Source organism: Kitasatospora sp. NPDC057965 (genome assembly GCF_042887135.1).
In the GTDB taxonomy this organism is placed as follows: Bacteria; Actinomycetota; Actinomycetes; order Streptomycetales; family Streptomycetaceae; genus Kitasatospora.
This window is the reverse complement of record NZ_JBHVPZ010000016.1, coordinates 187744-214463: the sequence shown is the minus strand read 5'-3', so window position 1 is coordinate 214463 and position 26720 is coordinate 187744. Positions and strand designations below refer to the sequence as shown.

Sequence of the window (26720 nt, the reverse complement as noted above, 5' to 3'; positions counted from 1 at the left end):
GCCACGCCGAGCGCGGCGGCGGCCGGCAGGCCCACCCGGGCCGCCTTCCGCCCGGTCCGGAAGTCCCGCACCCGCCAGCCCTGCGCCCGGGCGTGCCGCCGCAGCGCGCCGTCCGGGTTCACCACGTACGGGTGGCCGACCAGCGAGAGCATCGGGATGTCGTTGGCCGAGTCGCTGTAGGCGGCGCAGCGGTCGAGGTCCAGCCGCTCGCGCCGGGCCAGCGAGCGCACCGCGGCCGCCTTGGCCGGGCCGTGCAGCAGCTCGCCGACCAGCCGGCCGGTGTACGCGCCGTCGCGCGCCTCGGCCACGGTGCCGAGCGCGCCGGTCATGCCGAGCCGGGCCGCGATGATCCGGGCCACCTCCACCGGGGCGGCGGTGACCAGCCAGACCCGCTGGCCCGCGTCCAGGTGCATCTGCACCAGAGCGCGGGTGCCCGGCCACACCTTGTCGGCGATGACGTCCTCGAAGACCTCCTCGCAGAGCGCCTCCAGGTCGGCGGTCCGCTTGCCGGCCACCACGCCGAGCGCGGTGTGCTTGGCGTCGGCCATGTGCTCCGGGTCCTCGGCGCCGTGCAGCCGGAACCAGGCCTGCTGCCAGGCGAACCGGGCGATGTCCCGGCGGCTGAGGAAGCCGCGCCGGTAGAGGCCGACACCGAGGTAGAAGATCGCGGCGCCGCGCAGGATGGTGTTGTCGCAGTCGAAGAACGCGGCGGCGCGCGGGTCGTCCGGCTCGGGCGTGTGGTTCTCCACCGGGGCCTTGGGTGCCTTGCCGCGCTTGGCCGGCTGCGGCTCCGTCGGCTGCTCCTCGGCGGACCGCTCCTCGGCGGACCGCTCCTCGGCGGGGCGCTCCTGCGCGGGCGGCGCCCCCGCCGGCCGCTCCGCCACGGGCTCCCCGACCGGAGGCTCCCCGGTCGGCGGCTGCGGTGCGGCCCGCAGGGCGGCCTCCGCCGCCTCGGCCGCGGCCTCGCCCGCGAGGGCGGTCCGCGAGCTGGTGGAACGCCTTGCCTGGGTGAGCCTTCGGAGCACGGCCATGTCATCGAGCATAGCCAGCCACCTGGGCGGCGGCCGTGACGGCGGCGTGCCCGAGGGGTGAACGGGAGGAGGGCCGGCCGTGTCCGGCGCGTCTGTAGGGGCGTCGCACAATGGCGGGGTGAGCCCACTGCTGCGACGTGACAAGAACCCGGGGCCGAAGCCGGCCGACCGGACGGTGACCCTGGTGGCCAAGCCCGGCTGCCACCTGTGCGACGACGCCCGGGAGGTGATCGCCCGGGTCACGGCCGAGCTGGGCGCCTCCTTCGAGGAGAAGGACATCACCCAGGACGAGGAGCTCTACCGGCGCTACTGGGAGCAGATCCCGGTCACCCTGATCGACGGCCGCCAGCACGACTTCTGGCGCGTGGACGAGAAGCGCCTGCGCACCGCCCTCGGCGCCTGACCCCGGCGCCGTCCGGCCCCGCCCGGGGTGCCCCGACCCCCGCCGTCCGGCGGGGGCGGTTCGCCGAATCGTTGCCGTTTTTCCGGGTGCGCGGTTTGGGACGCCCCCTGCCGCCCGGCTTACGATCGAACTCGTTTGCGCCCATGGGGGGCTGAGCACGCGAGGAGTGCCGCCATGCTTCCCGGCCCGCCACCGGCAGCGCCCGCCGATCCGTCGGCCGCGCGCGGGGGCTTCGCCGTGGTGGACGTGGAGGCGACCGGCCGCAGCCCCTGGCGGCACCGGGTGGTCGAGGTGGCCGTGGTGCTGCTGGACGCGTCGCTCCGCCCGGAGAGCGAGTTCTGCACCCTGCTGGACCCGCTGGGCCCGGTCGGCCCGACCCATGTGCACCGGATCGCGCAGGAGGACGTCGAGGGCGCCCCGCGGTTCCGCGAGATCGCGCCGAGGCTGCTGGAGCTGCTGGCCGGCCGGGTGCTGGTCGGTCATCACGTCACCTGCGACCACGCCTTCCTGGATCGCGAGTTCGCCCGGATCGGGGTGCCGCTGCCGCCGGTGCCGCTGCTGTGCACCATGCGGCTGGCCCGCGCCCACCTGCCGCAGGCCGGCGGTTTCGGCCTGGCGGCCTGCGTGGAGGCGGCCGGCCTCGGCGCCTTCGCGGCGCACACCGCGCTGGGCGACGCCCGGGCCACCGCCGGCCTGCTGCGGCACTGCCTGGCCGCGCCGTCCTGCCCGCCGGGGGACTGGACGGAGCCGCTGCGGCAGGCGGCCCGGGTGCCGTGGCCGCGGCTGGGGCGGGCGCGCTCGCGCCCGTCGGGCGAGCCGGTTCCGCTGGTGCCGCGCGACCCCGCCCGCCCGGCCCCGGTCCCCGCCCCGCGTGACCTGCCGGACCGTCTTCCGTACGGTCCCCGGCCACCCGCTGCACCGCCCCCGGCGGCGGCCCGGAAATCGACCGGTGCTATGGGGTCGACGGCGTGATGCGCATCACTGTGCGGGGACAAAACGGACACCATCTTTGTGCACACGTTCACAAACGCATAGCCTGGCTGCCAAAGCCCAGCTTCACCCACAGGAGCAGCGTGGCAATCGGCCGATCACCACAGAGCAGTTCGCAGACGCCCGACCCGGGCGCCGCGCGCCGACCCTCGCGTGCCCGGGGAATCCCGGAGGCGACGGTCGCCCGGCTGCCCCTCTATCTGCGCGCGCTCACCGCGCTCTCCGAGCGCTCGGTGCCGACCGTTTCCTCCGAGGAACTGGCCGCCGCGGCCGGGGTGAACTCCGCCAAGCTCCGCAAGGACTTCTCCTACCTGGGCTCCTACGGCACCCGCGGTGTCGGCTACGACGTCGAGTACCTCGTCTACCAGATCTCCCGCGAGCTGGGCCTGACCCAGGACTGGCCGGTCGTCATCGTCGGCATCGGCAACCTCGGCCACGCGCTCGCCAACTACGGCGGCTTCGCCTCCCGCGGCTTCCGGGTCGCCGCCCTGCTCGACGCCGACCCGGCCGTGGTCGGCAGCACCGCGGCCGGCCTGCCCGTGCGCCACATGGACGAACTGGAGTCCATCGTGGAGAGCCAGCACGTCTCGATCGGCGTCATCACCACCCCGCCCGGCGCGGCCCAGCAGGTCTGCGACCGGCTGGTCGAGGCCGGCGTCACCAGCATCCTGAACTTCGCCCCGACCGTGCTGACCGTCCCGGACGGCGTGGACGTGCGCAAGGTGGACCTCTCCATCGAGCTGCAGATCCTCGCCTTCCACGAGCAGCGCAAGGCCGGCGACGAGCCGGACCGCACCGAGTCCGTGCTCGACCGGGCCCCCGGCCCGGTCCGCGCCGCCGCCGCCAAGCTGCGCCGGGCGGCCGGGGGCAACGGCAAGACGCGCACGGCCGCCGAGGACGCGGATCCGGCGGCGAAGGGCAAGCCCGGCAAGACCGGCGAGGGCGAGCTGTCCGCGGTGATGCCGGCATGAGCACCGAGATTCGTGGGACCAGGGAGCGGGCGTGAGTCTTCTCGTCGTAGGGCTGAGCCATCGCACGGCCCCGGTCGGGGTACTGGAGCGCGCCGCGCTGACCGGTGCGGTGCCGACCCGGCTGCTGCACGACGCGGCCGCGTCCGCGACCGTCGCCGAGGCCGCGCTGCTGAACACCTGCAACCGGATCGAGCTGTACGCCGACGTGGACAAGTTCCACGCCGGTGTCGCCGAGCTGTCGCTGCTGCTCGCCCACCACAGCGGGGTGGACCTGGAGGAGCTGACCTCGCACCTCTACGTCCACTACGAGGACCGCGCCGTCCACCACCTCTTCTCGGTGGCCTGCGGCCTGGACTCGATGGTGGTCGGCGAGGGCCAGATCCTCGGCCAGCTGCGCGACGCCCTGGCCAAGGCCCAGGAGGAGCACACCGCCGGGCGCGGCCTGAACGAGCTGTTCCAGCAGGCGCTGCGGGTCGGCAAGCGGGCGCACAGCGAGACCGGCATCGACAAGGCCGGCCAGTCCCTGGTGACCTTCGGCCTGGAGCAGGTCGCGGCCGGCGCGGGCGAGATCGCCGGCAAGCGGGCGCTGGTGGTCGGCGCGGGCTCGATGAGCTCGCTGGCCGCCGCCACCCTGGTCCGCTCGGGCGTGACCGATCTGCTGATCGCCAACCGGACGCCGGCCCGCGCCGAGCGGCTGGCCGAGATCCTCGGTACGGACGTCGCCCGCACCCTGGAGCTGGCCAAGGTGCCCGAGGCGCTGGCCGACGTCGACCTGGTGATCTCCTGCACCGGCGCGGCCGGTGTGGTGATCAAGGCGGACGACGTCGCCGCCGCGGTCGCCGCGCGTGCCGGCGCCACCCCGCTCGCCTTCCTCGACCTCGCCATGCCGCGTGACGTCGACCACGCCGTGCACGAGCTGCCCGGCGCCCTGCTGGTCGACCTGGAGAGCCTCTCGCACGCCCACGCCGCCACCCCCGGCGCGGGCGACGTCGACGCCGTCACCGGCATCGTCTCCGACGAGGTCACCGCCTTCGCCGCCGCCCAGCGCGCCGCGCGGATCGCCCCGACCGTGGTGGCGCTGCGCGCGATGGCCTCCGAGGTGGTCGCCGCCGAGCTGGGCCGCCTGGACTCCCGGTTGCCCGGACTGGACGAGCGCTCGCGCGCCGAGATCGGCCAGACCGTCCGCCGGGTGGTCGACAAGCTGCTGCACGCGCCCACCGTGCGGGTGAAGCAGCTGGCCGCCGAGCCCGGCGGCGCCTCCTACGCGGAGGCCCTGCGTGAACTCTTCGACCTTGACCCGGCCGCCGTGCACGCGGTCTCGGGCACCCCCATCGGCGCCCAGCAGCCCGCGGGCGGGGGCGCCGCATGAACCGTCAGCCATCCCACGAGTACCACCGGGACGATCACCTCATGAATGGTCAACCGCTCACCGGCCGGACACCGGACGCCACCACCGCCCCCCTGCGGCTCGGCACCCGGCGCAGCGCGCTCGCCATGGCCCAGTCGGGCATGGTCGCCCGCGAGGTGACGCGCCTCACCGGACGCCCCGTCGAGCTGGTGGAGATCACCACCTACGGCGACACCTCCCGCGAGGCGCTGGCCCAGATCGGCGGCACCGGTGTCTTCGTCTCCGCGCTGCGCGACGCGCTGCTCGAAGGCCGGATCGACTTCGCCGTGCACTCCCTCAAGGACCTGCCGACCGCCGAGCCCGAGGGCCTGGCGCTGGCGGCCGTGCCGCGGCGCGAGGACACCCGCGACGCCCTGGTGGCGCGCGAGGGCCTGAGGCTGGTCGAACTGGTCGAGAAGCTGGCCGGCGCCGGCCGCCCGGCCCGGATCGGCACCGGTTCGCCGCGCCGGATGGCGCAGCTGAACGCCTGGGCCCGGGCCAACGGCTTCCAGCTGGAGACCGTCGCGATCCGCGGCAACGTGGACACCCGGATCGGCTTCGTCACCTCCGGCGAGCTGGACGCGGTGGTGCTGGCCACCGCCGGCCTGAACCGGCTCGGCCGCAGCGCCGAGATCAGTGAGCACCTCGACCCCGAGCTGATGATCCCGGCCCCGGGCCAGGGCGCGCTCGCCGTCGAGTGCACCACGGCGAACAGCGGACTGACCGCCGCGCTGTCGGCCCTGGACCACGCCCCCACCCGGGTCGCGGTGGCCGCCGAGCGCGCCCTGCTGGCCGCCCTGGAGGCCGGCTGCTCCGCGCCGGTCGCCGCGCTGGCCGGCTGGGAGCACCAGACCGAACTGCGGCTGGAGGGCGTGGTCGGCACCGCCGACGGCGCCACCCTGCTGAAGATGTCCGCCCACGGTCCGATCGTCCTCGACGAGACCGCCGAGCAGCAGGCGGCGGCCCTCGGCCGCGCGCTGGCCGCCCGGCTGCTCGACGCGGGCGCGGCCGCCCTGATGGGGGAGCGAGCCCGATGAGCCCCACCGCCGCCACCGACAGCCCGTTCCCGGCCGACAGCCCGTTCGGGGGTACCGTCCCCGCCGCCGGCCGCTGCACCTTCCTGGGCGCGGGCCCCGGCGACCCGGGCCTGCTGACCCTGCGCGCGGTCGAGGTGCTCTCCTCCGCCGACGTGCTGGTCGCCGACCCGCTGACCGCCGCCGCCGTGCGCAGCCACTGTCCGACCGGTGTGCAGGTGCACACCCCCGGTGCGGAGGGGCCGGAGTTCGACCTCGCAGACCTGGTCGCCGAGGCCGTGCGCTCCGGCAAGCACGTCGTGCGGACCGTCGACGGCGACCCGGGCCTGGACGGCTGCGCGGCCGAGGAGATGCTCGGCTGCGCCGGTGCCGGGATCGCCTTCGAGGTGATCCCGGGCGTCGCCCAGTCGGTCGGCGTACCGGCCTACGCGGGCGTGCCGCTGCGCGGCGCGGCCGGCACCGACGTGCGCTTCGTGGACGCCGCGGCGCTGCTGGCCGGCTCCCCGGTGGACCTGGGCGCGCCGGAGACCACCCTGGTGGTGCGCACCACCCTGGGCCAGCTGCCGGCCACCGCCAACGCGCTGGTCTCCAACGGCCGCAAGCCGGACTCCGCGCTGAGCGCCACGCTCTCCGGCACCACCACCCGTCAGCGCACCTTCACCGCGACGCTGGCCTCCATCGCGGCGGACCTCAAGGCCGCCCGGGTGCTGCCCTCCCCGGTCTCCGCCCCGGTGGACCCGGCCACCGCGGTCATAGCCGTGGTCGGTGAGCAGGTCGCCCACCGCGCCTCGCACTCCTGGTTCGAGACCAAGCCGCTGTTCGGCTGGAACGTCCTGGTGCCGCGCACCAAGGAGCAGGCGCACGGCCTCTCCGAGCAGCTGCGCTCGTACGGCGCGGTGCCGCAGGAGGTGCCGACCATCGCGGTCGAGCCGCCGCGCACCCCGCAGCAGATGGAGCGGGCGATCAAGGGCCTGGTCACCGGCCGCTACGAGTGGATCGCCTTCACCTCGGTGAACGCGGTGCGCGCGGTGCGCGAGAAGTTCGAGGAGTACGGCCTGGACGCCCGGGCGTTCGCCGGCATCAAGGTCGCGGCGGTCGGCGAGACCACCGCGCAGGCGCTGGTGGACTTCGGCGTGAAGCCCGACCTGGTGCCGTCCGGCGAGCAGTCCGCGGCCGGGCTGCTGGAGGACTGGCCGCCGTACGACCCGGTGTTCGACCCGATCGACCGGGTGCTGCTGCCGCGCGCCGACATCGCCACCGAGACCCTGGTGGCCGGCCTGGTCGAGCTGGGCTGGGAGGTCGACGACGTGACGGCGTACCGGACGGTGCGCGCTTCGCCGCCGCCGGCCGAGACCCGGGAGGCGATCAAGGGCGGCGGTTTCGACGCGGTGCTGTTCACCTCGTCCTCGACCGTGCGGAACCTGGTCGGCATCGCGGGCAAGCCGCACAACGTGACGGTCATCGCCTGCATCGGCCCGGCCACCGCCAAGACCGCCGAGGAGCACGGCCTGCGGGTCGACGTGATGGCCCCGGCGCCGTCGGCGGCCGCGCTGGCCCAGGCGCTGGCAGACTTCGGGGCCAAGCGGCGGGACACCGCGACCGCCGCGGGCGAGCCGGTCTACCGGCCCAGTGAGCGCCGTCCGGGCTCGCGCCGCAAGGCCGCCCGCTGACGTAGAGGCCGGGGGCGGCCCGACCGCCGCCCCCGGCACCGCACCATCGTTCGGAGAGAGAAGCCGTGTCCGCCGAATTCCCGTACGTCCGCCCGCGCCGTCTGCGCTCGACCCCGGCGGTGCGCCGCCTGGTCGCCGAGACCCGGCTGCACCCCGCGGAGCTGATCCTTCCCGCCTTCGTCCACGAGGGCATCACCGAGCCGAGGCCGATCTCCTCGATGCCCGGGGTGTTCCAGCACACCCGGGACTCGCTGCGGAAGGCCGCGGTGGAGGCCGCCGAGGCGGGCGTGGGCGGCATCATGCTGTTCGGCCTGCCCGAGGTGAAGGACGCCGTCGGCTCCGAAGGGACCAACCCGGAGGGCATCCTCCAGCAGGCGATCCGTGACGTGGTCGCGGAGGTCGGCGACCGGCTCGTGGTCATGTCGGACCTCTGCCTGGACGAGTTCACCGACCACGGCCACTGCGGCGTGCTGGCCGAGGACGGCAGCGTGGACAACGACGCCACCCTGGCGCGCTACGCCGAGATGGCCGTGGTCCAGGCCGAGGCCGGCGTCCACGTGGTCGGCCCCTCGGGCATGATGGACGGCCAGATCGGCGTGATCCGCCGGGCGCTGGACGAGGCGGGGCACCAGGGCGTGGCCGTGCTCGCCTACACCGCCAAGTACGCCTCCGCCCTGTACGGGCCGTTCCGCGAGGCCGTCAACTCCTCGCTCCAGGGCGACCGCAAGACCTACCAGCAGGACCCGGCGAACGCCCGGGAGGCGCTGCGCGAGCTGGAGCTCGACCTCGCCGAGGGCGCCGACCTGGTGATGGTCAAGCCCGCGATGCTCTACCTGGACGTGCTGCGGCAGGTCGCCGACGCCTCCCCGGTGCCGGTGTCCGCGTACCAGATCTCCGGTGAGTACGCGATGGTCGAGGCCGCCGCCGCCAACGGCTGGATCGAGCGGGAGCGGACCATCCTGGAGACCCTCACCTCGATCCGCCGGGCCGGCGCCGAGCAGATCCTGACCTACTGGGCCGTCGAGGCCGCCAGGATGCTGAAGTAGGCCCCACGCGCGCGCACGCGAAGGCCGGGCCCCTCCGACGGGAGGGACCCGGCCTTCGTCGTGCGTCCTACCAGTCGGCGATGTGCGCGAAGCCCTCGCCGCCGCCGACGCCGTCGGTGGAGGTGGCGGCGCCCCAGCCCAGCTCGCCGGCCGCGATGTGCGAGGTGTGGGCGATGCCCCAGCCCTCGCCGGCCGCGAACACCGGGTCGGCGGAGGCGACGAACTCGCCGCCGCCGGCCACACCGACGTGCGCGGACGCCGCCGGGACGGCGAGCCCGGCCAGCGCCAGCGCGCCGATGGCGGTCAGGGTGATCTTGCCCAGCGTGCTCTTCATGGATCTGCCCTTTCTTCCGGAGCGCCCGGGGCGGACGCTCTGCCTGTGGGGGGTGCGTCCGGACGCCGGGAGGGCCCGGGGAGCAGACGTCCCCGGGCCCTCCGTCGCGCCGTGCGCCTGGATCAGCCGATCAGGTGCGAGACACCCGCGTCGCCCGAGGACTGGGTGTTCTGGCCGACGTTGCAGATCTGCTTCGGGGTGCTGTTGAGGATCGGAACCTCGATCGGCACGGCGATGCCGATGACGCCGACGGCGACGTTGTGGATCTCCGGCAGGCAGATGTTCGGGTTGTCGAGCACGTGCGAGTTCGGGCTGTTGTCGCCGTAGGTGCCGGTGTGGTTGGTGCCACCGTTGCCCTGGGCCGAGACGGCGGCGCCGTCCGAGTCGGCGATGGCGCCCGCGGAGCCGGCGGACATCGCGATGGCGGCCGCGGCCAGACCCGCGGCGGCGAGGGACTTCTTGATCATTTCGGTGTTCCTCTCAGGGGGTGAATCGGGGAGCGATTCGAAGGTGGTCGGTTCGGAGGGATGACGCCGCCGGGACGGGCGGGGTCAGCCGATCAGGTGGGAGACGCCCGCGTCGCCGTGGCTCTGGGTGCCCTGACCCTGGGTGCAGTACTGCTTGCCACCGCTGTTGGCGATCGGGACCTCGACCGGGACGGCCACGCCGAGCACGCCGACGGCGATGTTGTGGATCTCCGGCAGGCAGATGTTCGCGTTGTCCAGGAAGTGGAAGTTCGGGCTGTTGTCGCCGACGGTGCCGGTGAAGTTGGAGCCGCCGTTGCCCTGGAACGACCCGGCGGCGCCGTCCGCGTCGCCGATGGCCGAGGCCGGCGCCGCGGCGGCGGCCAGCGCGGCGGCGGCCAGGCCTGCGGCGGCGATGGACTTCTGGATCATGAGGAGATCCCTCTCTGAAAAAGCTCGGTTTCCGTGCGGTTTCCGTGCGTACAACGCGTTCAACGCTCAGACCCGGTCCGCGGTCACTGACGTCCAGATCAAAGAATCACGGCACGGAAGGTTACGGGGATTTTGGAAAAGAGTCCTGGAGGCGCGGCGGTCAACGGTTTCCGGTCGGATTATTAACCCGAATCGGTTAACCGCCGCAATCGGGGACGCCGGTCGCTCGTTGAGCCCGTTGCTTTCGGCTGCGCCCGCGCAGCCGACCCCCATTGGATCTCCAGTACGGACAGGCGGAACGGTGAAAAGCATGAGGTTCTCCAAGCGGGCCGGCGCGATGCTGCTGGCGGTCGGTGCGGGCGTGCTCGCCTCCCAGGGGGCGGCGTCCGCCGCCTCGGTCGCCCCCGAGCAGGTCGGGGCGCTGGAGGACCAGCTGGCCACCCAGCAGGTGCCGCTGGACATCCCGCTGGCGCCGCTGGACAGTCGGATCTCGGGTGCCGTCCCGGCCTCGCTGCTGATGCCGCCGGCCCCCGCCCACACCACCGGGGACGCGCTGCTCCCGGACCGCGTGGTGCCGGCGCTGGGCATCGGCAAGGTCGGCCCGACCGCCAAGGCCGAGCTGCCGCTGCCGCTGCTCGACCGGGGCGCCGACCTCGGCGAGCTGCTGCTGGACGCCCCGGCCGCGCCGCTGCACGCCGACACCCCCGCGGTCGGCCTCGGCAAGCCGCTCTCGCTCGTCGAGGACGGCACCGGCCAGCTCGCCGACGGCCGGATCAAGCTGGACGAGATCGACCCGCGGCTGGTGACCGGCGCCGTCCAGGCGGTGCCCGGCGCCAAGGCCAGCCTGGGCAACGAGGACGAGCGGATCTCGGTGACCGACACGCTGGGGAGCCTGGCCACCGCGACCACCGCCACCACCACCGGCGTGGTCTCGGGCGCCGGCGCGGCCGGCCTGGCCCAGCTCTAGGAGGCGCCCGACGCGCGAGAGCCCGGCACCCCCCTTTCGCGACGGGGTGCCGGGCTCTCGCGCGGGCGCGCGGCGGCATCAGCCCGGCAGCACCCCGAGCAGTCCGCCGACCAGCGGCAGGTCGCGCGGACCGCCGCCGGCGCTGAGCGGGCCGGTCAGCGTCCCGGTGCCGACCGGCGCCAGGCCGGAGTCCGGCTGGACGGTCGCACCGTTGTTCAGCACGTCGGCCGAGGAGTTGGCCCACGGGTCCAGCCGCAGGTCCTTGAGCGGCGCGATGCCGTAGCCGAGGCCGGTGGTGGCACCGCCGAGCCCCTGGGCGAGGTCGGTCTTGGCCAGGGCGGCCCCGCCGCCGGCCGGGGCCGCGTGGGCCGTGCCCGCACCCGTGCCGCCGAGCAGCATCGCGGCACCCAGGGCGGCGACGAGGCCGGCCCCGCTCTTCTTCACAACCATGCGTCTTCACCTTCGGGGGGAGGGGTTCCCCGGGCGACCGGACCGTGCCCGGGGTACGCCGAACCGCCCCCCGGCCGGGAGCCGGGGGGCAGTGCGGGCGGAACGCGTGCCGATCGGGATCAGCAGTCGTCCTCGGCGTGCTCGTGCTCGTGCTCGTGCTGCGGCGGGGCCTCCACGTTGGCGCAGGAGTTGCCGAACGCCGGGTTCAGCAGGCCGATCAGGTTGATCGAGTTGCCGCACACGTTCAGCGGGACGTGCACCGGGATCTGGATCTGGTTGCCGGAGACGACGCCGGGCGAGCCGGCGGCGACGCCCTCCGCACCGGCGCTGGCGGCGGCACCGCCCGCCGCACCCAGCACCAGGCCGGCGGCGGCGGCGGAGAGGACGGCGGCCTTCTTCACGTTCTGCATGGGGGTTGATCTCCTCGATCACACACGGGTTGAGCGGCCGCACCCCGCCCGGTGGCGGGGTGCGGCACGAGTGCGGGGAATCCGCGGCCGCCGGCTCGGCGGCCACCGGTTCAGCCGGCGTTGACGCAGGCGTTGCCGAACGCCGGGTTCAGCAGGGCGATGATGTCGATGGTGTTGCCGCACAGGTTGATCGGGATGTGCACCGGGATCTGGAGCTGGTTGCCGGAGAGCACACCGGGGGAGTTGGCGGCGACGCCCTCGGCGCCGGCGCTGGCGAACGCGCCGCCGGCCGCACCGACCACCAGGCCGGCGGTGGCGAGAGACAGCGCGGCGGCCTTCTTGACGTTACGCATGTGTTCTTCCTCCGTATTCTGCCCGACCGTCTGTGGAAATAGTCGGGAGCCGGGCGAGGGGAAATCCTGGCCCGTTGGCTTCTGGGAATGCCGTGATTGTCACTCGGGCGGCCCAGATGGCGCGTGTCGCCCATGGCTCGGGCGATGAGCGGCCGCCGCGGCACCGTGCGCCGCGAACAATTCCCGCACGGCCGGGAAGCATTCGAATCGACGCGCGACCGGGAGAATTCCGGACGGGCTTGGACCGGCGGCGGATCTCCTCGTCGTAGCGGGGCGGGTGGAGCGTGTTCCGACTGGAGAACGAGGCAGTGGGCGGGGGGAAACGGCCGGATGCGGGTGTCACCCGATTGCCCGGGGCGGGGGCGCCGTTCCTCCGGACGGGTGACAGTGGGGTAGCCCTCGCAACCGGCCCGAGCGGGTCTCGTTGGAGATGTCGCACTCCCCGTGCATCTCTGTCGAACAGTCAGGAGGCTCCTCATGAGCATCAAGAAGACGGCCGCCGTCGGCGCCGCTGTGGTCGGCATCGTCGCCGCCGGTGCCGGTTCCGCGGTCGCCAGCGCCGGCGCGGAGGGCGTCGCCGCCAACTCCCCCGGTGTCGTCTCCGGCAACCAGATCCAGGTGCCGCTGCACATCCCGGTCAACCTGTGCGGCAACACCATCGACATCGTCGGCATCCTGAACCCGGCCTTCGGCAACCACTGCGCCAACGTCGGCTGACCAGCCGTCGGTCCGGTCGGCGCGAGCCGCCGCTCCCGTGCTTCCCTCCTGGGGTGCGGAGCGGCGGCTCTCGGCGTTTCCGGGGCCGGTCGCGGGTCCGGCGACCGGGGGCGCGGTCAACTGGCGGTGCTGTCATGAGCCTTGTTGCGTTACTTGTCAGTATCTAGAATGTGAGACCTGCTCACCTTTCTTCGCTCCTCCCCGTCCGGCGTTCCCGGCCGGGCGGCCCCACCCGCAAGGAGTCGCGTGTGAACAGGTCACCACGGGGAGGTGCGCGGCGGTCCCGGACGGTCGCGCGGCGCTCCCCGCTCGGCGCACTGCTGGCGACCGGCGCCCTCGTCGCCGGCCTCGGCCTGGCCGGCGCCCCCGCCGCCTTCGCCGGCACCGCCCCGGCCGCCCCCACGGCCGCCGCCACCCGCCCGGCGGCGATCGTCGCCCTCGGCGACAGCGCCATCTCCGGGGAGGGCGCCGGCACCGACACCGGCGACGCCTACTTCCCGGAGACCGACAGCCCCACCAACTACTGCCACCGGCACCCCAAATCGGAGATCTTCGTCACCGACATCCCCGGGGTCACCCCGATCGACCTCGCCTGCTCCGGCGCGCAGACCGGCGACCTGGTGAGCGACCCCGAGCTGGCGGGGATCACCGGCCCCGGCAGCGGCGACTTCGGCGAGCCCAAGCAGGACGTCAAGCTGGCCGGCGTGGCCGCCGCGTACGACGTGAAGCTGGTCGTCGTCACCATCGGCGCCAACGACGACTTCGACTTCAGCGGCATCATGATGCGCTGCCTCGCGCAGTACTTCCCGGTGCCCAAGGACCAGGGCTGCCGCGACACCATCGGCAGCGCCGAGATCGCCCGGCGGGCGGAGCGGGTCGGGCCCAAGGTGGTCGCCGCCCTGCAGAACGTCCGGCAGACCATGCGGCGGGCCGGCTACGCCGACGACTCCTACCAACTGGTCTACCAGTCCTACTTCAACCCGATCACCCCGGACATCCGGCGCAACGACTTCCTCGGCAAGGTGGCCGACGGCTGCCCGGCCTTCCCCGAGGACCTCGCCTGGGGCCACAACTGGGTGGTGCCGCTGTTCAGCGACACCCTGCGCGCCGCGGCCGAACAGGTGCCCGGCGTCCGCTACCTCGACCAGCGCCGGGTCGCCTTCGGCCACGAGGTCTGCGCGGAGTGGACCAGTTCCCCCTACGAGTACACCAACGGGGACGTCATCAACCTCGCCGAGTGGGTCCGCAACGGCTGTGACCAGCAGATCGGCATCCCCGGCCTGTGCATGAACATGGTCCGCCAGTCCTACCACCTGAGGGTCGCCGGCTACCGGGGCGAGGGCGTCTGCCTCGGCCAGTTCTACGCCCGCCCCGACCTCGCCCAGGCCTCCTGCTCCCTCGACCAGCGCAACACCACCTCGATCGAACCGCTCACCCCCGGCAAGCCGTTCCCGGACGGGCCCGAGGACGGCGCCTGGTTCCAGCTGGCCAACGCCGCCGACGGCCGGGTGCTGGACCTCACCGGCGGCGGGACGTACGGCGACGCCACCGACGGCCGGCCCGCGATCACCTATCCGGCCACCGGCGGGCTCAACCAGTCCTTCGTCCTGGAGGCCAGGGCCGGCGGCTCCTACGAGCTCGACTTCAGCGGCAACCGCACCATGTGCCTGGACGCCAGTGGCGGCTCCACCGCCCCCGGCACCCGGATCCAGCAGTGGCGCTGCAACGGCGGCGGCAACCAGCACTGGGTCCTCACCCCCGCCGGTGACGGCCTGTGGAAGGTGGCCGACTCCCAGGACCGGGCCGAGCTGGTCACCGCCTCCGGCCGGCTCGACGCCAAGGGCAACCCGCTCGTCGAGCTGGCCGCCGACACCGGCGCCCCGGCCCAGCTGTGGCGGCTCACCAAGCTCGGCACCGTCCACCTGCACGGTTGACCCGTCCCCGAACCACCGGCCGTCCACCGGGCGGGCTCCCCGCCCGCCCGGTGGCGGCGGTGCCGTAGGCTCGCCCGGCGTCGCGCTGTCGGTCGGCGCACCGGTCACGAGCGGGGCGGGGAGTACCAGAGCTGATGAGCGCGGCATCGAGCACCGAGTCGTCGGACGGGAGCGCGGGCGTGCCCCCGCCGTCCGCCACCCCGTCGTCCGCCGCCGCGGCGGACCCGCAGACCGAGCAGGACCCGCGGGCTCCCGGGGAGCCCGCGGCGGCGGACCGGTCCCCGGGCTGGTTCGGCGCCCTGGTGGACCGCTACGCCCCGGCGCTCGGCGCGTACGCGGTGGTCAAGGCGACCGGCCTGACCGTCTTCCTGCTGCTGCTCTCGCACACCGAGGACTTCCTGAAGAAGGACCCGGGGCGCGGCGGCGGCGCCCGGCCCTGGGACGTGCTCGGCACCTGGGACGGCATCTGGTACCAGCGGATCGCCGAGAACGGCTACGACCCGCAGCTGATCCCGCTGCACGGCTACCCGCTGGCCACCTACTACGAGAACTCCGCCGCGTTCTTCCCGCTCTACCCCTGGCTGATGCGGCTGGTGGGGGCGGTGACCGGGCTCGGCCCGTACGGCTCGGGCATCGTCGTTTCGGTGATCGCCTCCTTCGTCGCCGCGGCCGGGATCTTCGCGGTCGCCGCGCGGCTCGGCGGCTTCCGGGCCGGTGTGATCGCGGCGGTGATCTGGGGCCTGTTCCCGGGCTCGGGCGTGGAGTGGGCGGTCTACTCGGACTCGCTGTTCGTCGCCCTCTCGGCCTGGGCCTGCTACTGCGTGATGACCCGCCAGTGGCTCGCCGCCGGGGTGCTCGCCCTGGTGGCCGGCCTCAACCGGCCGACCGCGGTCGCGCTGATCGCCGCCGTCTCGATCTCGGCGCTGGTGGCGCTGGTGCGGCGCACCGACGGGGTGGCCCGCCCGCTGACCGCGATGCTGATCACCCCGTGGGGCCTGCTCGGGTACGTCGCCTGGGTCGGCTACCGGATGGGCGACTGGACCGGCTACTTCAAGCTCCAGCGCGGTGCCTGGAACCGCTACTTCGACTGGGGCGCCTCCACCGCCCGCAGCACCCTGGACACGGTCACCGGGCACTGGACGTTCTGGCAGTCCAACCCGGCGCCGGACCTCATCGCGGTGGGCCTGCTGATCGCCCTGCCCGGGCTGCTGGTGCTGCTGCTGCGCCTGCGGCCGCCGCTGGTCCTGGTGCTCTACACGGTGCTGACCATCGTCCTGGCGCTCAGCAGCAACCAGATCTACGGCAACATCTCGCGCTACCTGCTGCCGGCCTTCCCGCTGTTCATCGGCCTGGCGGTGGCGCTGCGCCGGCTGCGGCCGTCGACCCTGGGCGGCCTGGTCGCGATGCCGGCGGTGGCGGCCGGATGGTACGCGGGGTACGCGCTGTTCGAGCTCGGCATCCCGTAGAACCGGCCTCCGTAGGGCCGCGTAACCTCGACGTCATGACGACCAGCGGCACGCCGACCGTGCGCCAGATCCGCGACCTCTCCGGTCTGCTGGACCACGCGAGCCACGTCCTGGCGACCCGGATGGCGGCGGCGTTCACCGAGCTCGGCGTCACCCCGCGCGCCTACTGCGTGCTCTTCCACGCGCTGGCGGCCGAGCGCACCCAGAGCCGGCTGGCCGAGCTGGCCGATCTCGACAAGACCACCATGGTGGTGACCGTCGACCAGCTGGAGCGGGCCGGCCTGGCCGAGCGCCGTCCGGCCGCGGCCGACCGCCGGGCCCGGATCGTGCGGGTCACCGAGGCGGGCGCGCGGGCGGTCGAGCGGGGCACGGCGATCGCCGACCGGGTGCACCGGGAGGTGCTGGAGTCGCTGCCGGGGGAGGAGCGGACGGTCTTCGTCGCGGCGCTGACCCGCCTGGTGGACGGGGGCGGGGCACTGGCCGATCCGGTCGGTTCGGAGCGGACGGTGCGCCGGGCCCGCCGCCCGCGCGGCCGGGGTCCGGGCGACGAGCCCAGGGCGCGGCGGTAGTCGGTTTCCGGTCGGCTTGTATGCTCCACCTGGCGCCAGGGGGGACGTCCTGGCCGCTGATCGTTCGATGGCACAGCCGTGAAGAGGTGCGGGGATGTCGGGTCGCCGAGACAGGAGTCAGTCCGGCGTGGCCCGGCCGCGTCCGGAGGGCTCGACCGGCTCGGCGGGTTCCAGCGGTGCCCGGAGCGGCTCGACGGGCGACGCGGGCACCGGTGCGGCCGGCGGTTCCGTCCCCGCGCCCAGGCCCGGCGGGCGGGCCGAGGCCCGGCGGGCGGCGCAGTCCAAGGGCCGCGGCGGACAGGGCGGACAGGGCGGCGACGGCGGGTCGAACGGCCAGGGCCACCGCCGCTCCGGCGGGCGCGGCAAGAAGCCCCGACGCAACGTCAAGAAGATCGTCGGCTGGACGGCCGTCGGCACACTGGTGCTGATAGCCGGCACCGGTGGCGCGATCTACTACAAGCTCAACGGCAACATCAAGACCATCGACGCGGACGCGCTCAGCAAGGACCGCCCGCCGGAGGCCGAGGCGGACGCCAACGGCAACAAGCCGGTGAACATCCTGCTGATCGGCTCCGACAGCCGCGGTGGCGACAACTCGGACCTGGGCGGCGGCGACTCGGAGGGCGCCCGCTCGGACACCACGATCCTGCTGCACGTCTACGCCGACCACAAGAACGCCATCGGCGTCTCCATCCCGCGCAACACCTTGGTCACCATCCCGCCGTGCAAGCTCCCGAACGGGAAGTGGACCAAGGAACAGAAGGGCAAGGACGTCCTGTTCAACGCCGCGTTCACGGTGGGCGGCGCGCCGGACGGCAACCCCGCCTGCACCCAGAACACCCTGGAGAAGCTCACCGGCATCCGCGTCGACCACACCATCGTGGTCGACTTCCAGGGCTTCTCGGCGATGACCAAGGCCGTCGGCGGCGTCGACGTCTGCCTGCCCAAGGACATCTACGAGAAGGACCTCAACGAAAAGCTGCCCGCGAAGGGCGCCCTGGTCCTGAAGAAGGGCCCGCAGAAGGTGGAGGGCCAGCAGGCGCTCGACTACGTGCGGTTGCGTCACGGCATCGGCGACGGCTCCGACATCGGCCGGATGAAGCGTCAGCAGGCCTTCATGAGCTCGATGATCAGCACGGTGAAGAAGAAGGGCCTGGAGCCCACGACCCTGCTGCCGCTGGCCGACGCCGCCACCAAGTCGCTGCGCGTCGACGAGGGTCTCGGCTCGGTCGACAAGCTCATGTCCTTCGCGCTGTCGCTGAAGAACATCGACCTGCACGACCTCAAGTTCGTGACCCCGCCCTGGCGTTACAACGAGGCCAATCTCGACCTGGTGAAGCCGGACTCCGACAGGCTGTGGGAGGCGATCCGCGCCGACCGCACCCTGGACGGCAAGGACGCCACCGGCCAGCAGCCCGACGCGCCCGCCACCCCGGCGGCCCCGGTCACCCCGGAGGCCCCGCCGACCACCACCGCGGCCGCCACGAAGACCGCTCCCGCGGCCCCGGCGCCCGCGATCAAGGTCTTCAACGGAACGACCGCCAACGGGCTGGGCGCCAAGGCGGGCGAGGCCCTGAAGGCGGCGCAGTTCACCGTCGGCTCGGTGTCCCAGGCGAAGTCCACCAACAAGCTCACCACCACGATCGAGTACGGCGCCGGGCAGAAGGCCAACGCCGAGAAGGTCGCCGAGCTGTTCCCTGGGGCCACCCTCACCCCCAGCTCGGCGCCCGGCATCAGCGTCGTCCTCGGCAAGGACTACGCCGACGCCAACGCCGCCGCCGGCACGACCGCCCCGGGCGCCCCGGCCGCGCCCGCCCCGCTGCCGACCTCGGTCACCGAGGACGTGCGCTCCGCGGACGACGACATCTGCGCCAACACCACCTACGGCTCCGGAGGCTGACCCCGCGCCGGACCGCCGGCGGCCGACGACGAACGGGGCCCCGGCTTCCGGCCGGGGCCCCGCTCGCGTCCGGAACCGATCAGGGCCAGACCAGGCAGTACAGCTGGTGGCCGGCCTCGTGCAGGCGGTTGGCGAAGTCCTGCCACTCGTGCAGCATGCTGTAGATCACGAAGGCGTCGCGCGGGCCCCGGCGGTCGGGGACGGTGGACCAGATGAAGGCGGCGGCGCCGAGTTCGGTCTCGTCCGCCTTGCGCAGCGGTTCGACGACGTTGTGCGGCAGCTGGACGACAGCGTAGTCCGGGTGCAGCACCACCAGTTCCAGCGGCGGCACCTGGTGCAGCGGCACGCCCTGGATCCCGGTGAGGACCATGGCGCTCATGGTCTCCGGTTTGATCTTGGTGGAGAGGTGGCCGTTGGGCGAGCCGCTGGTCTCCATCAGGTCGCCGAGCCGGCCGAGCGAGCCGAGCTCGCCCGCGTCCAGCCCGAGACCGCCCGGCCCGAGGGCGGTCGGGACCCGGGCCGCGGTCGCCCGGTCGGGTGCGCCGAAGTACTTGTACGTCACCCCCACGCGTCCCTCACCCCGCCTCTCACGGCCTCGGCCGCTACGCCCCGTTCCCGCTCCCGTACCCCCGCGTGCGGTCTCGGCGGGCCGGCGGGGGCCACCCGCGACCTCGTCGTGGCCGTCCTGCGCCTCGGACACTCGGACCATCCTCACCGGAATTCGCCGGAATCGACAGACCCCCGCACGTCCGGTGTCCCACCGGACGTGCTCCTTACCCGTCATGCGCCGCCGTACCCAGTCGCGGTACGCGGCAGTCCTCTCCACACCCCTGCATCGACCCGGAGCGTCCGTCCGGCCTCGCGGCCGGAGGAACTCCGGAGACACTCTGGGTACATAGTCTGACTGGTCCGGGTAGCCGGCGCAGCCAGGGGCCCCGTTGTACGGATAACCGTACAGACTCGGGCGCCCGGATCATCGTTCCAGATGATGAGGTCCGACATGCAGAGGTGAAGGACACGATTTGAGACCATGTCTCCCGTGAGCTACCCCTACGAAGCACCCAAGTCCCAGTCGCTCTTCGACCGCGCGTCGGTCGTGACCCCCGGCGGCGTCAACTCCCCGGTGCGCGCCTTCCGCGCCGTCGGCGGTACGCCGCGCTTCATGGTGTCCGGCAGCGGCCCCTGTCTGACCGACGCCGACGGCCGCGAGTACGTCGACCTGGTCTGCTCGTGGGGCCCGATGATCCTCGGCCACGCGCACCCCGCCGTCCTGGACGCCGTGCAGCGGGCGGTGACCCGCGGCACCTCCTTCGGCACCCCCGGCGAGGGCGAGGTCGAGCTGGCCGAGGAGATCGTCGCCCGGGTCGCCCCGGTCGAGCAGGTCCGCCTGGTCTCCTCGGGCACCGAGGCCACCATGTCGGCGATCCGGCTGGCCCGCGGCTTCACCGGCCGCGCGAAGGTCGTGAAGTTCGCCGGCTGCTACCACGGACATGTGGACGCGCTGCTGGCCGCCGCCGGTTCCGGCGTCGCCACCTTCGGCCTGCCGGACACTCCGGGCGTCACCGGCGCCCAGGCCGGCGACACCATCGTGCTGCCCTACAACGACCTCGCCGCCGTCGAGGAGGCCTTCCGGGCCCACCCCGGCGAGATCGCCTGCGTGATCACCGAGGCCTCGCCCGGCAACATGGGCGTCGTCCCGCCGCTGCCCGGCTTCAACGGCGGTCTGGCCCGGCTCTGCCGGGAGAACGGCGCGCTGTTCATCTCCGACGAGGTGATGACCGGCTTCCGCGTCTCCAAGGCCGGCTGGTACGGCCTGGAGGCGGCGAACGAGGGCTGGGCGCCCGACCTGCTGACCTTCGGCAAGGTCATGGGCGGCGGCTTCCCGGCCGCGGCCTTCGGCGGCCGTGCCGACGTGATGGCCCACCTCGCCCCGGCCGGCCCGGTCTACCAGGCCGGCACCCTCTCCGGGAACCCGATCGCCACCGCGGCCGGCCTGGCCCAGCTGCGGGGCTGCACCGACGAGGTGTACACGGCCGTCGACCGGGTCGCCGCCGAGGTCTCCGGGCTGGTCTCCACCGCGCTCACCAAGGAGGGCGTGGCCCACCGGCTGCAGACCGCCGGGAACATGTTCTCGGTGTTCTTCACCGAGGACACCGTGACGAACTACGCCGAGGCGAAGACCCAGGAGGCGTTCCGCTTCACCGCGTTCTTCCACGCGATGCTCGCCGAGGGCGTCTACCTGCCGCCGTCCGCCTTCGAGTCCTGGTTCGTCTCCGCCGCGCACGACGAGCGGGCGCTGGAGCGGATCGCCGCCGCGCTGCCCGCCGCCGCCCGGGCCGCCGCCGAAGCCACGGCCTAGTCCTTACGAGTCCCAGGAGTACTGAGAAGTGAGCGCCAAGGACATCACCGTCGTCCATCTGATGCGGCACGGCGAGGTGCACAACCCGGAGGGCGTCCTGTACGGGCGCCTGCCGGGCTACCGGCTGTCCGAGCTGGGCCGCGAGATGGCCGAGCGGGTCGCCGAGGACCTCGCCGGGCGGGACATCACCCACGTGGTGGCGTCCCCGCTGGAGCGCGCCCAGGAGACCGCCGCGCCGATCGCCAAGGCACACGGCCTGGACCTCGCGGTGGACGGGCGGCTCATCGAGGCGGAGAACATCTTCGAGGGCAAGACCTTCGGGGTGGGCGACGGCTCGCTGCGCAACCCGTCCTACTGGAAGTACCTGACCAACCCGTTCAAGCCGTCCTGGGGCGAGCCGTACCTGGAGCAGGCGGTGCGGATGATGGGCGCGCTGGCCGCCGCCCGGGACGCCGCGCGCGGGCACGAGGCGGTCTGCGTCAGCCACCAGCTGCCGATCTGGATCGTCCGCTCCTTCGTGGAGCGCCGCCGGCTCTGGCACGACCCGCGCAACCGGCAGTGCTCGCTGGCCTCGCTGACCAGCTTCACCTACGAGGGGGACCGGATCGTCTCGGTCGGCTACCGCGAGCCGGCCCGCGACCTGCTGCCGGCCCACCTGGTCGGCAAGGGCGGCAAGAGCAAGCCGGTGGGCAAGAGCTTCGGCGCCTGAGAAAGGGCTTGACACCGGCTCCGGGAGCACCCGGAATCCGGGTACGCCGAAGAGGCCCGGACGTGCGGAACGGTGTCCATGGTTCCCGATTCGACGTAAGAGCTGTGTGAGTAAGACCTGGGTCACACCCCCGCGACACCAGGGTCGATGGTCCCGCCGCAGGTCAGAGGGGGTCCGGCAGACAAGGCCGGACCCCCCGGGGCCCGCCCGTGACTCCATGCGAAACTTTTCACATGTCTGGCATGACGCGCCCCCGTCCCCGTGTCGCAGCCGCCGCGGTCACCGCCGCCGCTGCCGCGCTGGTCCTCACCGGCTGCAGCTCGTCCGGCTCCTCGGCCGGCGGCGACGGACAGATCGGCTTCGTCACCGCCAAGGGCAGCACCATCTCGACGGTCGCCCAGGGCCACCGCCAGGACGCGCCGGACATCGGCGGAACCACCCTGGAGGGGACCCCGACCAAGCTCTCCGACTACCGGGGCAAGGTCGTCGTGATGAACGTCTGGGGCTCCTGGTGCGGACCGTGCCGCTCGGAGGCCGACGACCTCCAGCGGGTCTGGGAGAAGTACAAGGACCAGGGCGTGCAGTTCCTCGGGATCAACACCAGGGACCCCGAGGTCAAGAACGCCCTCCGCTTCGAGCAGGAGAAGGGCGTCACCTTCCCCAGCATCTACGACCCGGCCGGCACCGAGCTGCTCAAGTTCCCCAAGGGCAGCCTCAACTCGAACACCATCCCGACCACCCTGGTGATCGACCGGGAGGGCAAGCTGGCCGCCCGCGCCCTCGGCGGCCAGACCGACGACAACCTGGAGTCGATGCTCCAGCCGATCGTGGCGGAGCAGCAGCGGTGAGTGCGGCGGTCCAACTCGCCGACAACGTCGGGACCATCCAGAGCGGGGCGCTGCTGGTGGCCGCGCCGATCGCGCTGGCAGCGGGCCTGGTGTCGTTCTTCTCGCCGTGCGTGCTGCCGCTCGTCCCCGGTTACCTCTCCTACGTCACCGGCTTCTCGGCCGCGGACCTCGCCGACGCGCGCGGGGCCCGGCGCGGCCGGATGCTGGCGGGCGCGCTGCTGTTCATCCTCGGCTTCACCGCCGTGTTCGTCTCCAGCGGGGCGCTGTTCGGCCAGTTCGGCGACACGCTCAAGGAGCACCAGTCGGTCATCAACAAGGTGCTCGGGGCGCTCACGATCGTGATGGGCCTGGCCTTCATGGGCCTGGTGCCCGGCCTGAGCATGCGCGAGGTGCGCACCCACCGCCGCCCGGTGATCGGCCTGCTCGGCGCGCCGCTGCTCGGCGTGGTCTTCGGGGTGGGCTGGACGCCGTGCATGGGACCGACCCTGGCCACCGTCACCAACCTCGCGCTCAACCAGGCCGATGCCCAGCGCGGTGCGCTGCTGATGTTCTTCTACTGCCTGGGCCTGGGCGTACCGTTCGTCGTGGCCGCGGTGGCCTTCCGCCGGGCGCTGGGCGCCTTCGGCTGGGTCAAGCGGCACTACCCGCTCGTCATGCGGATCGGCGGCGGCATGCTTGTCGTGGTCGGTCTGCTGCTCGTCACCGGGGTCTGGGACTCGCTGGTGAACGAGATGCGAGTCTGGACCGCCGACTTCTCGATCGGAATCTGACCCGTGACCAAGACCACGACCGACCGCGAGCAGCGCGGGGACGCGGCGCAGGGCGCGGCCGAGGACGCGGCCGAGCGGCTGACCACCGCCCCGGCCGACTCCGACGGCCCCACCGGCATCGGCGCGCTCGGCTGGCTGCGCTGGATGTGGCGCCAGCTGACCTCGATGCGGGTCGCGCTGATCCTGCTGTTCCTGCTGTCGCTGGCGGCCATCCCCGGCTCGCTGATCCCGCAGAACGGCCAGAACCAGTTCAAGGTCCAGGCCTGGAAGGCGCAGCACACCACGGTCGCGCCGATCTACGAGAAGCTCCAGCTGTTCGACGTCTACAGCTCGGTGTGGTTCTCGGCGATCTACATCCTGCTGTTCGTCTCGCTGGCCGGCTGCATCGTCCCGCGCACCTGGCAGTTCGTCGGCGTGCTGCGCTCCCGGCCGCCGGCGGCGCCGCGCAACCTGACCCGGATGCCGGTGTACGCGGCCTGGCGGACGGACGCGGACGCCGCGACCGTCAACACCGCCGCCCACCGGCTGCTGCGCGCGCGGCGGTTCCGGGCGCACCTGGACGGCGGCGCGGTGGCGGCCGAGAAGGGCTACCTGCGCGAGGTCGGCAACCTGGTCTTCCACCTGTCGCTGTTCGCGCTGCTCGGCGGCTTCGCCTGGGCGAGCCTGGCCAGCGGCACCGGCGGCAAGCTGCTGGTCGAGGGCGACGGCTACGGCAACACCATCACGCAGCTGGACGACTTCACCGGCACCCGCTTCTACGGCAGCGACGACCTCGACCCCTTCTACGTGAAGCTGAACAACTTCACCTCGAAGTTCCAGGACCGGGGCGACCAGATCGGCAGCGCCCGGCAGTTCACCGCGCACGTCGACTACTTCGAGGGCAGCGACCCGGCGAAGCTCAAGGCGGGCACGATCGAGGTCAACCACCCGCTGGAGATCGCGGGCAGCAAGGTCTACCTGATCGGCCACGGCTACGCCCCGGTGATCACGGTGCGCAACAAGGCGGGCGACATCGTCTACACCGGCGCCACCCCGTTCCTCCCGCAGGACGGCAACCTGACCTCCACCGGTGTCGTCAAGGTCTCCGACTACGGGGAGAAGGACGGCCAGAAGACCCAGCTGGGCTTCTCGGGCTTCTTCCTGCCGACCGCTCCGGTGGCCTTCGACCGCAACACCGGCCCGCGCTCGCTGTTCCCCGGTGACGCGGACCCGGCGCTGGTGCTCAACGTCTACGCGGGCGACCTGGGCACCGACTCCGGTCTGCCGCAGAACATCTACCAGCTCAACACCAGGAAGCTGACCCAGCTCCAGCAGGACGGCCAGCCGGCCAAGGCCAGGCTGAAGCCCGGCCAGGCCTGGGAGCTGCCGGACGACTACGGCACGGTCACCTTCGAGGGCTACAAGCAGTGGGCGAGCTTCAACATCTCGCACCGCCCGGGCAACGGCATCGCCCTGGTCGGCGCGGTGGCGGCGATCGCCGGTCTGATCGGCTCGCTGTTCATCCAGCGGCGCCGGATCTGGGTGCGGGCGGTGGCGCTGCCGGACGGCGGCACGCTGGTCGAGCTGGCCGGGCTGGGCCGCAGTGAGTCGGCGAAGATCGCCGAGGAGCTGGCCGCGCTCGCGGTGGACCTCCAGGACGACGCGCCCGCGCTCGACGACGAGGCCGACGAGTCCGAGAAGTCCGACGCGTCCGAGAAGTCCGACGGGTCCGAGAAGCCCGACGAGCCCGACGAGGCCGCGGCACCCGAAGAATCCGCAGTTCCCGCCGACCCGAACTCCAAGGAGTAGACGGTGCACCTCGCCTCGGAGGTCGACCCGCAGCTGGCCGACCTGTCCAACAAGCTGATCTATTCGGCGATGGCGGTCTATCTGATCGCCATGTTCGCCTACATGTTCGAGTGGACCTTCGGCTCGAAGGGCGCCGTCGCCGTCCGCTCCATCGAGCAGGCCGGCCTCGCCGAGACCGTGGCGGATGCCGACGCCAAGGCCAAGGGCGCCCGGAAGGTGACCGTCACCGTCGCCTCGGCGCGCGGCGGCACCACCACGCTCACCCGCACCGCACTGGCCGGCGCGGGCGCGACCGTGGTGACCAGCGGGCGGGGTGACGACGAGGTCGACGGCCCGGGCGCGGCCGGCACCAGCGAGCGGGCCGACCTGGCCGGCCGGATCGCGGTCTCGCTCACCGTCCTCGGCCTCCTGCTGCACACGGGCGGCGTCCTCACCCGCGGCCTCTCGGTCTCCCGCTGGCCGTGGGGCAACATGTACGAGTTCTCCTGCGCCTTCGCGCTCGCCATGACGGCGGCCTTCGTCGGCCTGCTGCTGACGAAGAAGCCGGTCCGCTGGCTCGGCCTGCCGGTCACCCTGGCGGTCGTGCTGACCCTCGGCATCGCCACCGAGGTGCTGTACACCGAGTCCGAGCAACTCGTCCCGGCCCTGCACTCGTACTGGCTGGCGATCCACGTCTCCACCGCGATCATCTGCGGCGGTGCCTTCTACGCGGGCTTCGTCACGACGCTGCTGTACCTGGGCAAGGACTCCTTCGACAAGCGGATGGCGGCCGGCCTGGCCAAGGGCCCGCTCGGCACCTCGCCGTCCATCTGGCGCCGGCTGCCCGCCGCCGCGACCCTGGACAAGCTGTCCTACCGGATCAACGCCCTGGTCTTCCCGCTGTGGACGTTCACCATCATCGCGGGCGCGATCTGGGCCGAGGCCGCCTGGGGCAAGTACTGGGAGTGGGACCCGAAGGAGACCTGGTCGTTCATCACCTGGGTCGCCTACGCGTGCTACCTGCACGCCCGCGCCACCGCCGGTTGGAAGGGACGCAAGGCCGCGTACCTGGCGCTCGCCGCCTTCGCCTGCTGGCTGTTCAACTACTACGGGGTCAACATCTTCGTCACCGGCAAGCACTCCTACGCGGGGCTCTGACCGGTACCGGAACCCACCCACCGGCCCGGCACTCCAGACGAGGAAGCCGGGCCGAGGTGCGATTGGGGTAGTTCGTGCCGGCCGCCCGGTCCGGCACGGGGAGGAACTGAGGAGGAAATCGCGCAATGGAGTGCGACGAGGTCATGCTGACCGTCCGAATCACCGCCGCCGAGCACCTGCTGCTCCGCCGGCTCGCCCAGGGGCACCGCAGCGACGTGTCCGAGGTGGTGGCCGACGGGCTGCTGGACATCATCCCCACGGTCAGCTCGCCGGCCGACGCCTACCGGCTGCTGGGCGCGCTCGCGGCCCCCGCGCCGTGCGCGCTGACCGTCTGGCTGCCGGCACCGCTGGCCGACCTGCTGGTGCCGGGCGCGGCCCGGATCGCCCAGGTGACCCAGGTGCGGATCGGCTCGGCCAGCGCGATGCTGGGCGCCGCGCTGCGGCTGTGGCTGGCCCAGGACCCGGGGCGGCTGGCGGAGAACCTCTCGGTGATGCACGCCGGGCGGCCGTCCGCGCTGGTGGCCGCCTGACCCGGGGCCCGGCCCCGGCCCGACTCGGCCGACCCCGGTCCGGCCGGGGCG

28 protein-coding genes are annotated in these 26720 nt (G+C 73.2%); 20 read left to right on the top strand and 8 right to left on the bottom strand.

All coding sequences use genetic code 11. The features are described 5' to 3' along the window. Window positions 1-1031: HAD-IB family hydrolase (locus ACFVVU_RS22290; protein ID WP_387791693.1), on the bottom strand; the 1031-nt coding region annotated here is incomplete at its 3' end. A gap of 118 nt (window positions 1032-1149) precedes the next feature. Here ACFVVU_RS22290 and ACFVVU_RS22285 point away from each other — a divergent pair. The 7 genes from ACFVVU_RS22285 to hemB all read left to right on the top strand — a co-directional run bounded on the left by ACFVVU_RS22285 (window position 1150) and on the right by hemB (window position 8532). Then, window positions 1150-1434, top strand: coding sequence for a glutaredoxin family protein (locus tag ACFVVU_RS22285; RefSeq protein WP_355357961.1), 285 nt, complete (start codon window positions 1150-1152; stop codon window positions 1432-1434). Window positions 1435-1608: 174 nt separating this feature from the next. Further along, window positions 1609-2406, top strand: coding sequence for an exonuclease domain-containing protein (locus tag ACFVVU_RS22280; protein WP_380684779.1), 798 nt, complete (start codon window positions 1609-1611; stop codon window positions 2404-2406). Window positions 2407-2507: 101 nt separating this feature from the next. Continuing rightward, window positions 2508-3395 carry a redox-sensing transcriptional repressor Rex gene (locus ACFVVU_RS22275; RefSeq protein ID WP_380684778.1) on the top strand — a complete coding sequence of 296 codons (888 nt, stop codon included), beginning with the start codon at window positions 2508-2510 and terminating at the stop codon, window positions 3393-3395. Between the two features lie 31 nt (window positions 3396-3426). After that, a complete protein-coding gene (locus ACFVVU_RS22270) occupies window positions 3427-4764 on the top strand; it encodes a glutamyl-tRNA reductase (RefSeq protein WP_355357970.1) in 1338 nt (445 codons plus the stop codon). A 41-nt stretch (window positions 4765-4805) separates the two neighbouring features. Next, window positions 4806-5819, top strand: a complete 1014-nt coding sequence (gene hemC / locus ACFVVU_RS22265; RefSeq protein WP_387791690.1) for a hydroxymethylbilane synthase — start codon at window positions 4806-4808, stop codon at window positions 5817-5819. Next, window positions 5816-7486 (top strand): uroporphyrinogen-III synthase, encoded by a 1671-nt coding sequence (locus ACFVVU_RS22260; RefSeq protein ID WP_387791688.1) that lies wholly within the window; start codon window positions 5816-5818, stop codon window positions 7484-7486. Before hemC ends, ACFVVU_RS22260 begins: the two co-directional genes overlap by 4 nt. Before the next feature lie 65 nt (window positions 7487-7551). Further along, window positions 7552-8532, top strand: a complete 981-nt coding sequence (hemB, locus tag ACFVVU_RS22255; protein WP_380684775.1) for a porphobilinogen synthase — start codon at window positions 7552-7554, stop codon at window positions 8530-8532. 67 nt (window positions 8533-8599) lie between these two features. Here hemB and ACFVVU_RS22250 read toward each other — a convergent pair whose 3' ends face one another. The 3 genes from ACFVVU_RS22250 to ACFVVU_RS22240 form a co-directional block, all read right to left on the bottom strand. Beyond that, window positions 8600-8866, bottom strand: coding sequence for a hypothetical protein (locus ACFVVU_RS22250; RefSeq protein WP_355357982.1), 267 nt, complete (start codon window positions 8864-8866; stop codon window positions 8600-8602). Between the two features lie 122 nt (window positions 8867-8988). After that, window positions 8989-9333 (bottom strand): rodlet layer protein, encoded by a 345-nt coding sequence (locus ACFVVU_RS22245; protein ID WP_380690400.1) that lies wholly within the window; start codon window positions 9331-9333, stop codon window positions 8989-8991. Window positions 9334-9417: 84 nt separating this feature from the next. Continuing rightward, window positions 9418-9762 (bottom strand): rodlet layer protein, encoded by a 345-nt coding sequence (locus tag ACFVVU_RS22240; protein WP_355357988.1) that lies wholly within the window; start codon window positions 9760-9762, stop codon window positions 9418-9420. Window positions 9763-10072: 310 nt separating this feature from the next. On the opposite strand from ACFVVU_RS22240, the gene ACFVVU_RS22235 reads away from it, so the two are divergent. Next, window positions 10073-10729, top strand: coding sequence for a hypothetical protein (locus ACFVVU_RS22235; RefSeq protein WP_380714763.1), 657 nt, complete (start codon window positions 10073-10075; stop codon window positions 10727-10729). A 78-nt stretch (window positions 10730-10807) separates the two neighbouring features. Here ACFVVU_RS22235 and ACFVVU_RS22230 read toward each other — a convergent pair whose 3' ends face one another. From ACFVVU_RS22230 to ACFVVU_RS22220, 3 genes are all read right to left on the bottom strand, one after another. Further along, entirely contained in the window at window positions 10808-11179 is a 372-nt protein-coding gene (locus ACFVVU_RS22230; protein ID WP_387791686.1) for a hypothetical protein, read from the bottom strand. A gap of 119 nt (window positions 11180-11298) precedes the next feature. Continuing rightward, on the bottom strand, window positions 11299-11589 hold the full coding sequence (locus ACFVVU_RS22225) for a chaplin (protein WP_387791684.1): 291 nt from the start codon (window positions 11587-11589) through the stop codon (window positions 11299-11301). Between the two features lie 110 nt (window positions 11590-11699). Further along, window positions 11700-11942 (bottom strand): chaplin, encoded by a 243-nt coding sequence (locus ACFVVU_RS22220; RefSeq protein WP_380714769.1) that lies wholly within the window; start codon window positions 11940-11942, stop codon window positions 11700-11702. Between the two features lie 477 nt (window positions 11943-12419). Here ACFVVU_RS22220 and ACFVVU_RS22215 point away from each other — a divergent pair, with 477 nt between their 5' ends. The 5 genes from ACFVVU_RS22215 (at window position 12420) to ACFVVU_RS22195 (ending at window position 18528) form a co-directional block, all read left to right on the top strand. Continuing rightward, on the top strand, window positions 12420-12659 hold the full coding sequence (locus ACFVVU_RS22215; protein WP_387791682.1) for a chaplin: 240 nt from the start codon (window positions 12420-12422) through the stop codon (window positions 12657-12659). A 248-nt stretch (window positions 12660-12907) separates the two neighbouring features. Beyond that, complete coding sequence (locus ACFVVU_RS22210) at window positions 12908-14593, top strand: RICIN domain-containing protein (protein ID WP_387791680.1); 1686 nt, start codon at window positions 12908-12910, stop codon at window positions 14591-14593. Between the two features lie 134 nt (window positions 14594-14727). Beyond that, window positions 14728-16059 carry a hypothetical protein gene (locus ACFVVU_RS22205; protein WP_387791679.1) on the top strand — a complete coding sequence of 444 codons (1332 nt, stop codon included), beginning with the start codon at window positions 14728-14730 and terminating at the stop codon, window positions 16057-16059. A 35-nt stretch (window positions 16060-16094) separates the two neighbouring features. Beyond that, a complete protein-coding gene (locus ACFVVU_RS22200; protein WP_387791677.1) occupies window positions 16095-16628 on the top strand; it encodes a MarR family winged helix-turn-helix transcriptional regulator in 534 nt (177 codons plus the stop codon). Window positions 16629-16755: 127 nt separating this feature from the next. Beyond that, window positions 16756-18528 carry an LCP family protein gene (locus ACFVVU_RS22195; RefSeq protein WP_387791675.1) on the top strand — a complete coding sequence of 591 codons (1773 nt, stop codon included), beginning with the start codon at window positions 16756-16758 and terminating at the stop codon, window positions 18526-18528. A gap of 79 nt (window positions 18529-18607) precedes the next feature. Here the strand turns inward: ACFVVU_RS22195 and ACFVVU_RS22190 are convergent, their stop codons facing one another. Then, the gene (locus ACFVVU_RS22190; RefSeq protein ID WP_078881187.1) at window positions 18608-19090 is read right to left on the bottom strand and encodes a hypothetical protein; all 483 of its coding nucleotides are present in this window, start codon (window positions 19088-19090) and stop codon (window positions 18608-18610) included. Window positions 19091-19558: 468 nt separating this feature from the next. Here ACFVVU_RS22190 and hemL point away from each other — a divergent pair, with 468 nt between their 5' ends. The 7 genes from hemL (at window position 19559) to ACFVVU_RS22155 (ending at window position 26669) form a co-directional block, all read left to right on the top strand. Beyond that, window positions 19559-20887 (top strand): glutamate-1-semialdehyde 2,1-aminomutase, encoded by a 1329-nt coding sequence (hemL, locus tag ACFVVU_RS22185; RefSeq protein ID WP_355358015.1) that lies wholly within the window; start codon window positions 19559-19561, stop codon window positions 20885-20887. Between the two features lie 61 nt (window positions 20888-20948). Further along, window positions 20949-21596 carry a histidine phosphatase family protein gene (locus tag ACFVVU_RS22180; RefSeq protein WP_355358893.1) on the top strand — a complete coding sequence of 216 codons (648 nt, stop codon included), beginning with the start codon at window positions 20949-20951 and terminating at the stop codon, window positions 21594-21596. 242 nt (window positions 21597-21838) lie between these two features. Further along, entirely contained in the window at window positions 21839-22444 is a 606-nt protein-coding gene (locus ACFVVU_RS22175) for a TlpA family protein disulfide reductase (protein WP_380685033.1), read from the top strand. Continuing rightward, window positions 22441-23214, top strand: coding sequence for a cytochrome c biogenesis CcdA family protein (locus ACFVVU_RS22170; RefSeq protein ID WP_387791673.1), 774 nt, complete (start codon window positions 22441-22443; stop codon window positions 23212-23214). The genes ACFVVU_RS22175 and ACFVVU_RS22170 overlap by 4 nt, the downstream gene beginning before the upstream one ends. A 3-nt stretch (window positions 23215-23217) precedes the next feature. Next, entirely contained in the window at window positions 23218-25002 is a 1785-nt protein-coding gene (locus ACFVVU_RS22165) for a cytochrome c biogenesis protein ResB (protein ID WP_387791671.1), read from the top strand. Between the two features lie 3 nt (window positions 25003-25005). Then, window positions 25006-26139 carry a c-type cytochrome biogenesis protein CcsB gene (gene ccsB, locus ACFVVU_RS22160; RefSeq protein ID WP_380685031.1) on the top strand — a complete coding sequence of 378 codons (1134 nt, stop codon included), beginning with the start codon at window positions 25006-25008 and terminating at the stop codon, window positions 26137-26139. Window positions 26140-26282: 143 nt separating this feature from the next. Next, on the top strand, window positions 26283-26669 hold the full coding sequence (locus ACFVVU_RS22155; protein WP_380685029.1) for a hypothetical protein: 387 nt from the start codon (window positions 26283-26285) through the stop codon (window positions 26667-26669). Window positions 26670-26720: the final 51 nt, after the last annotated feature.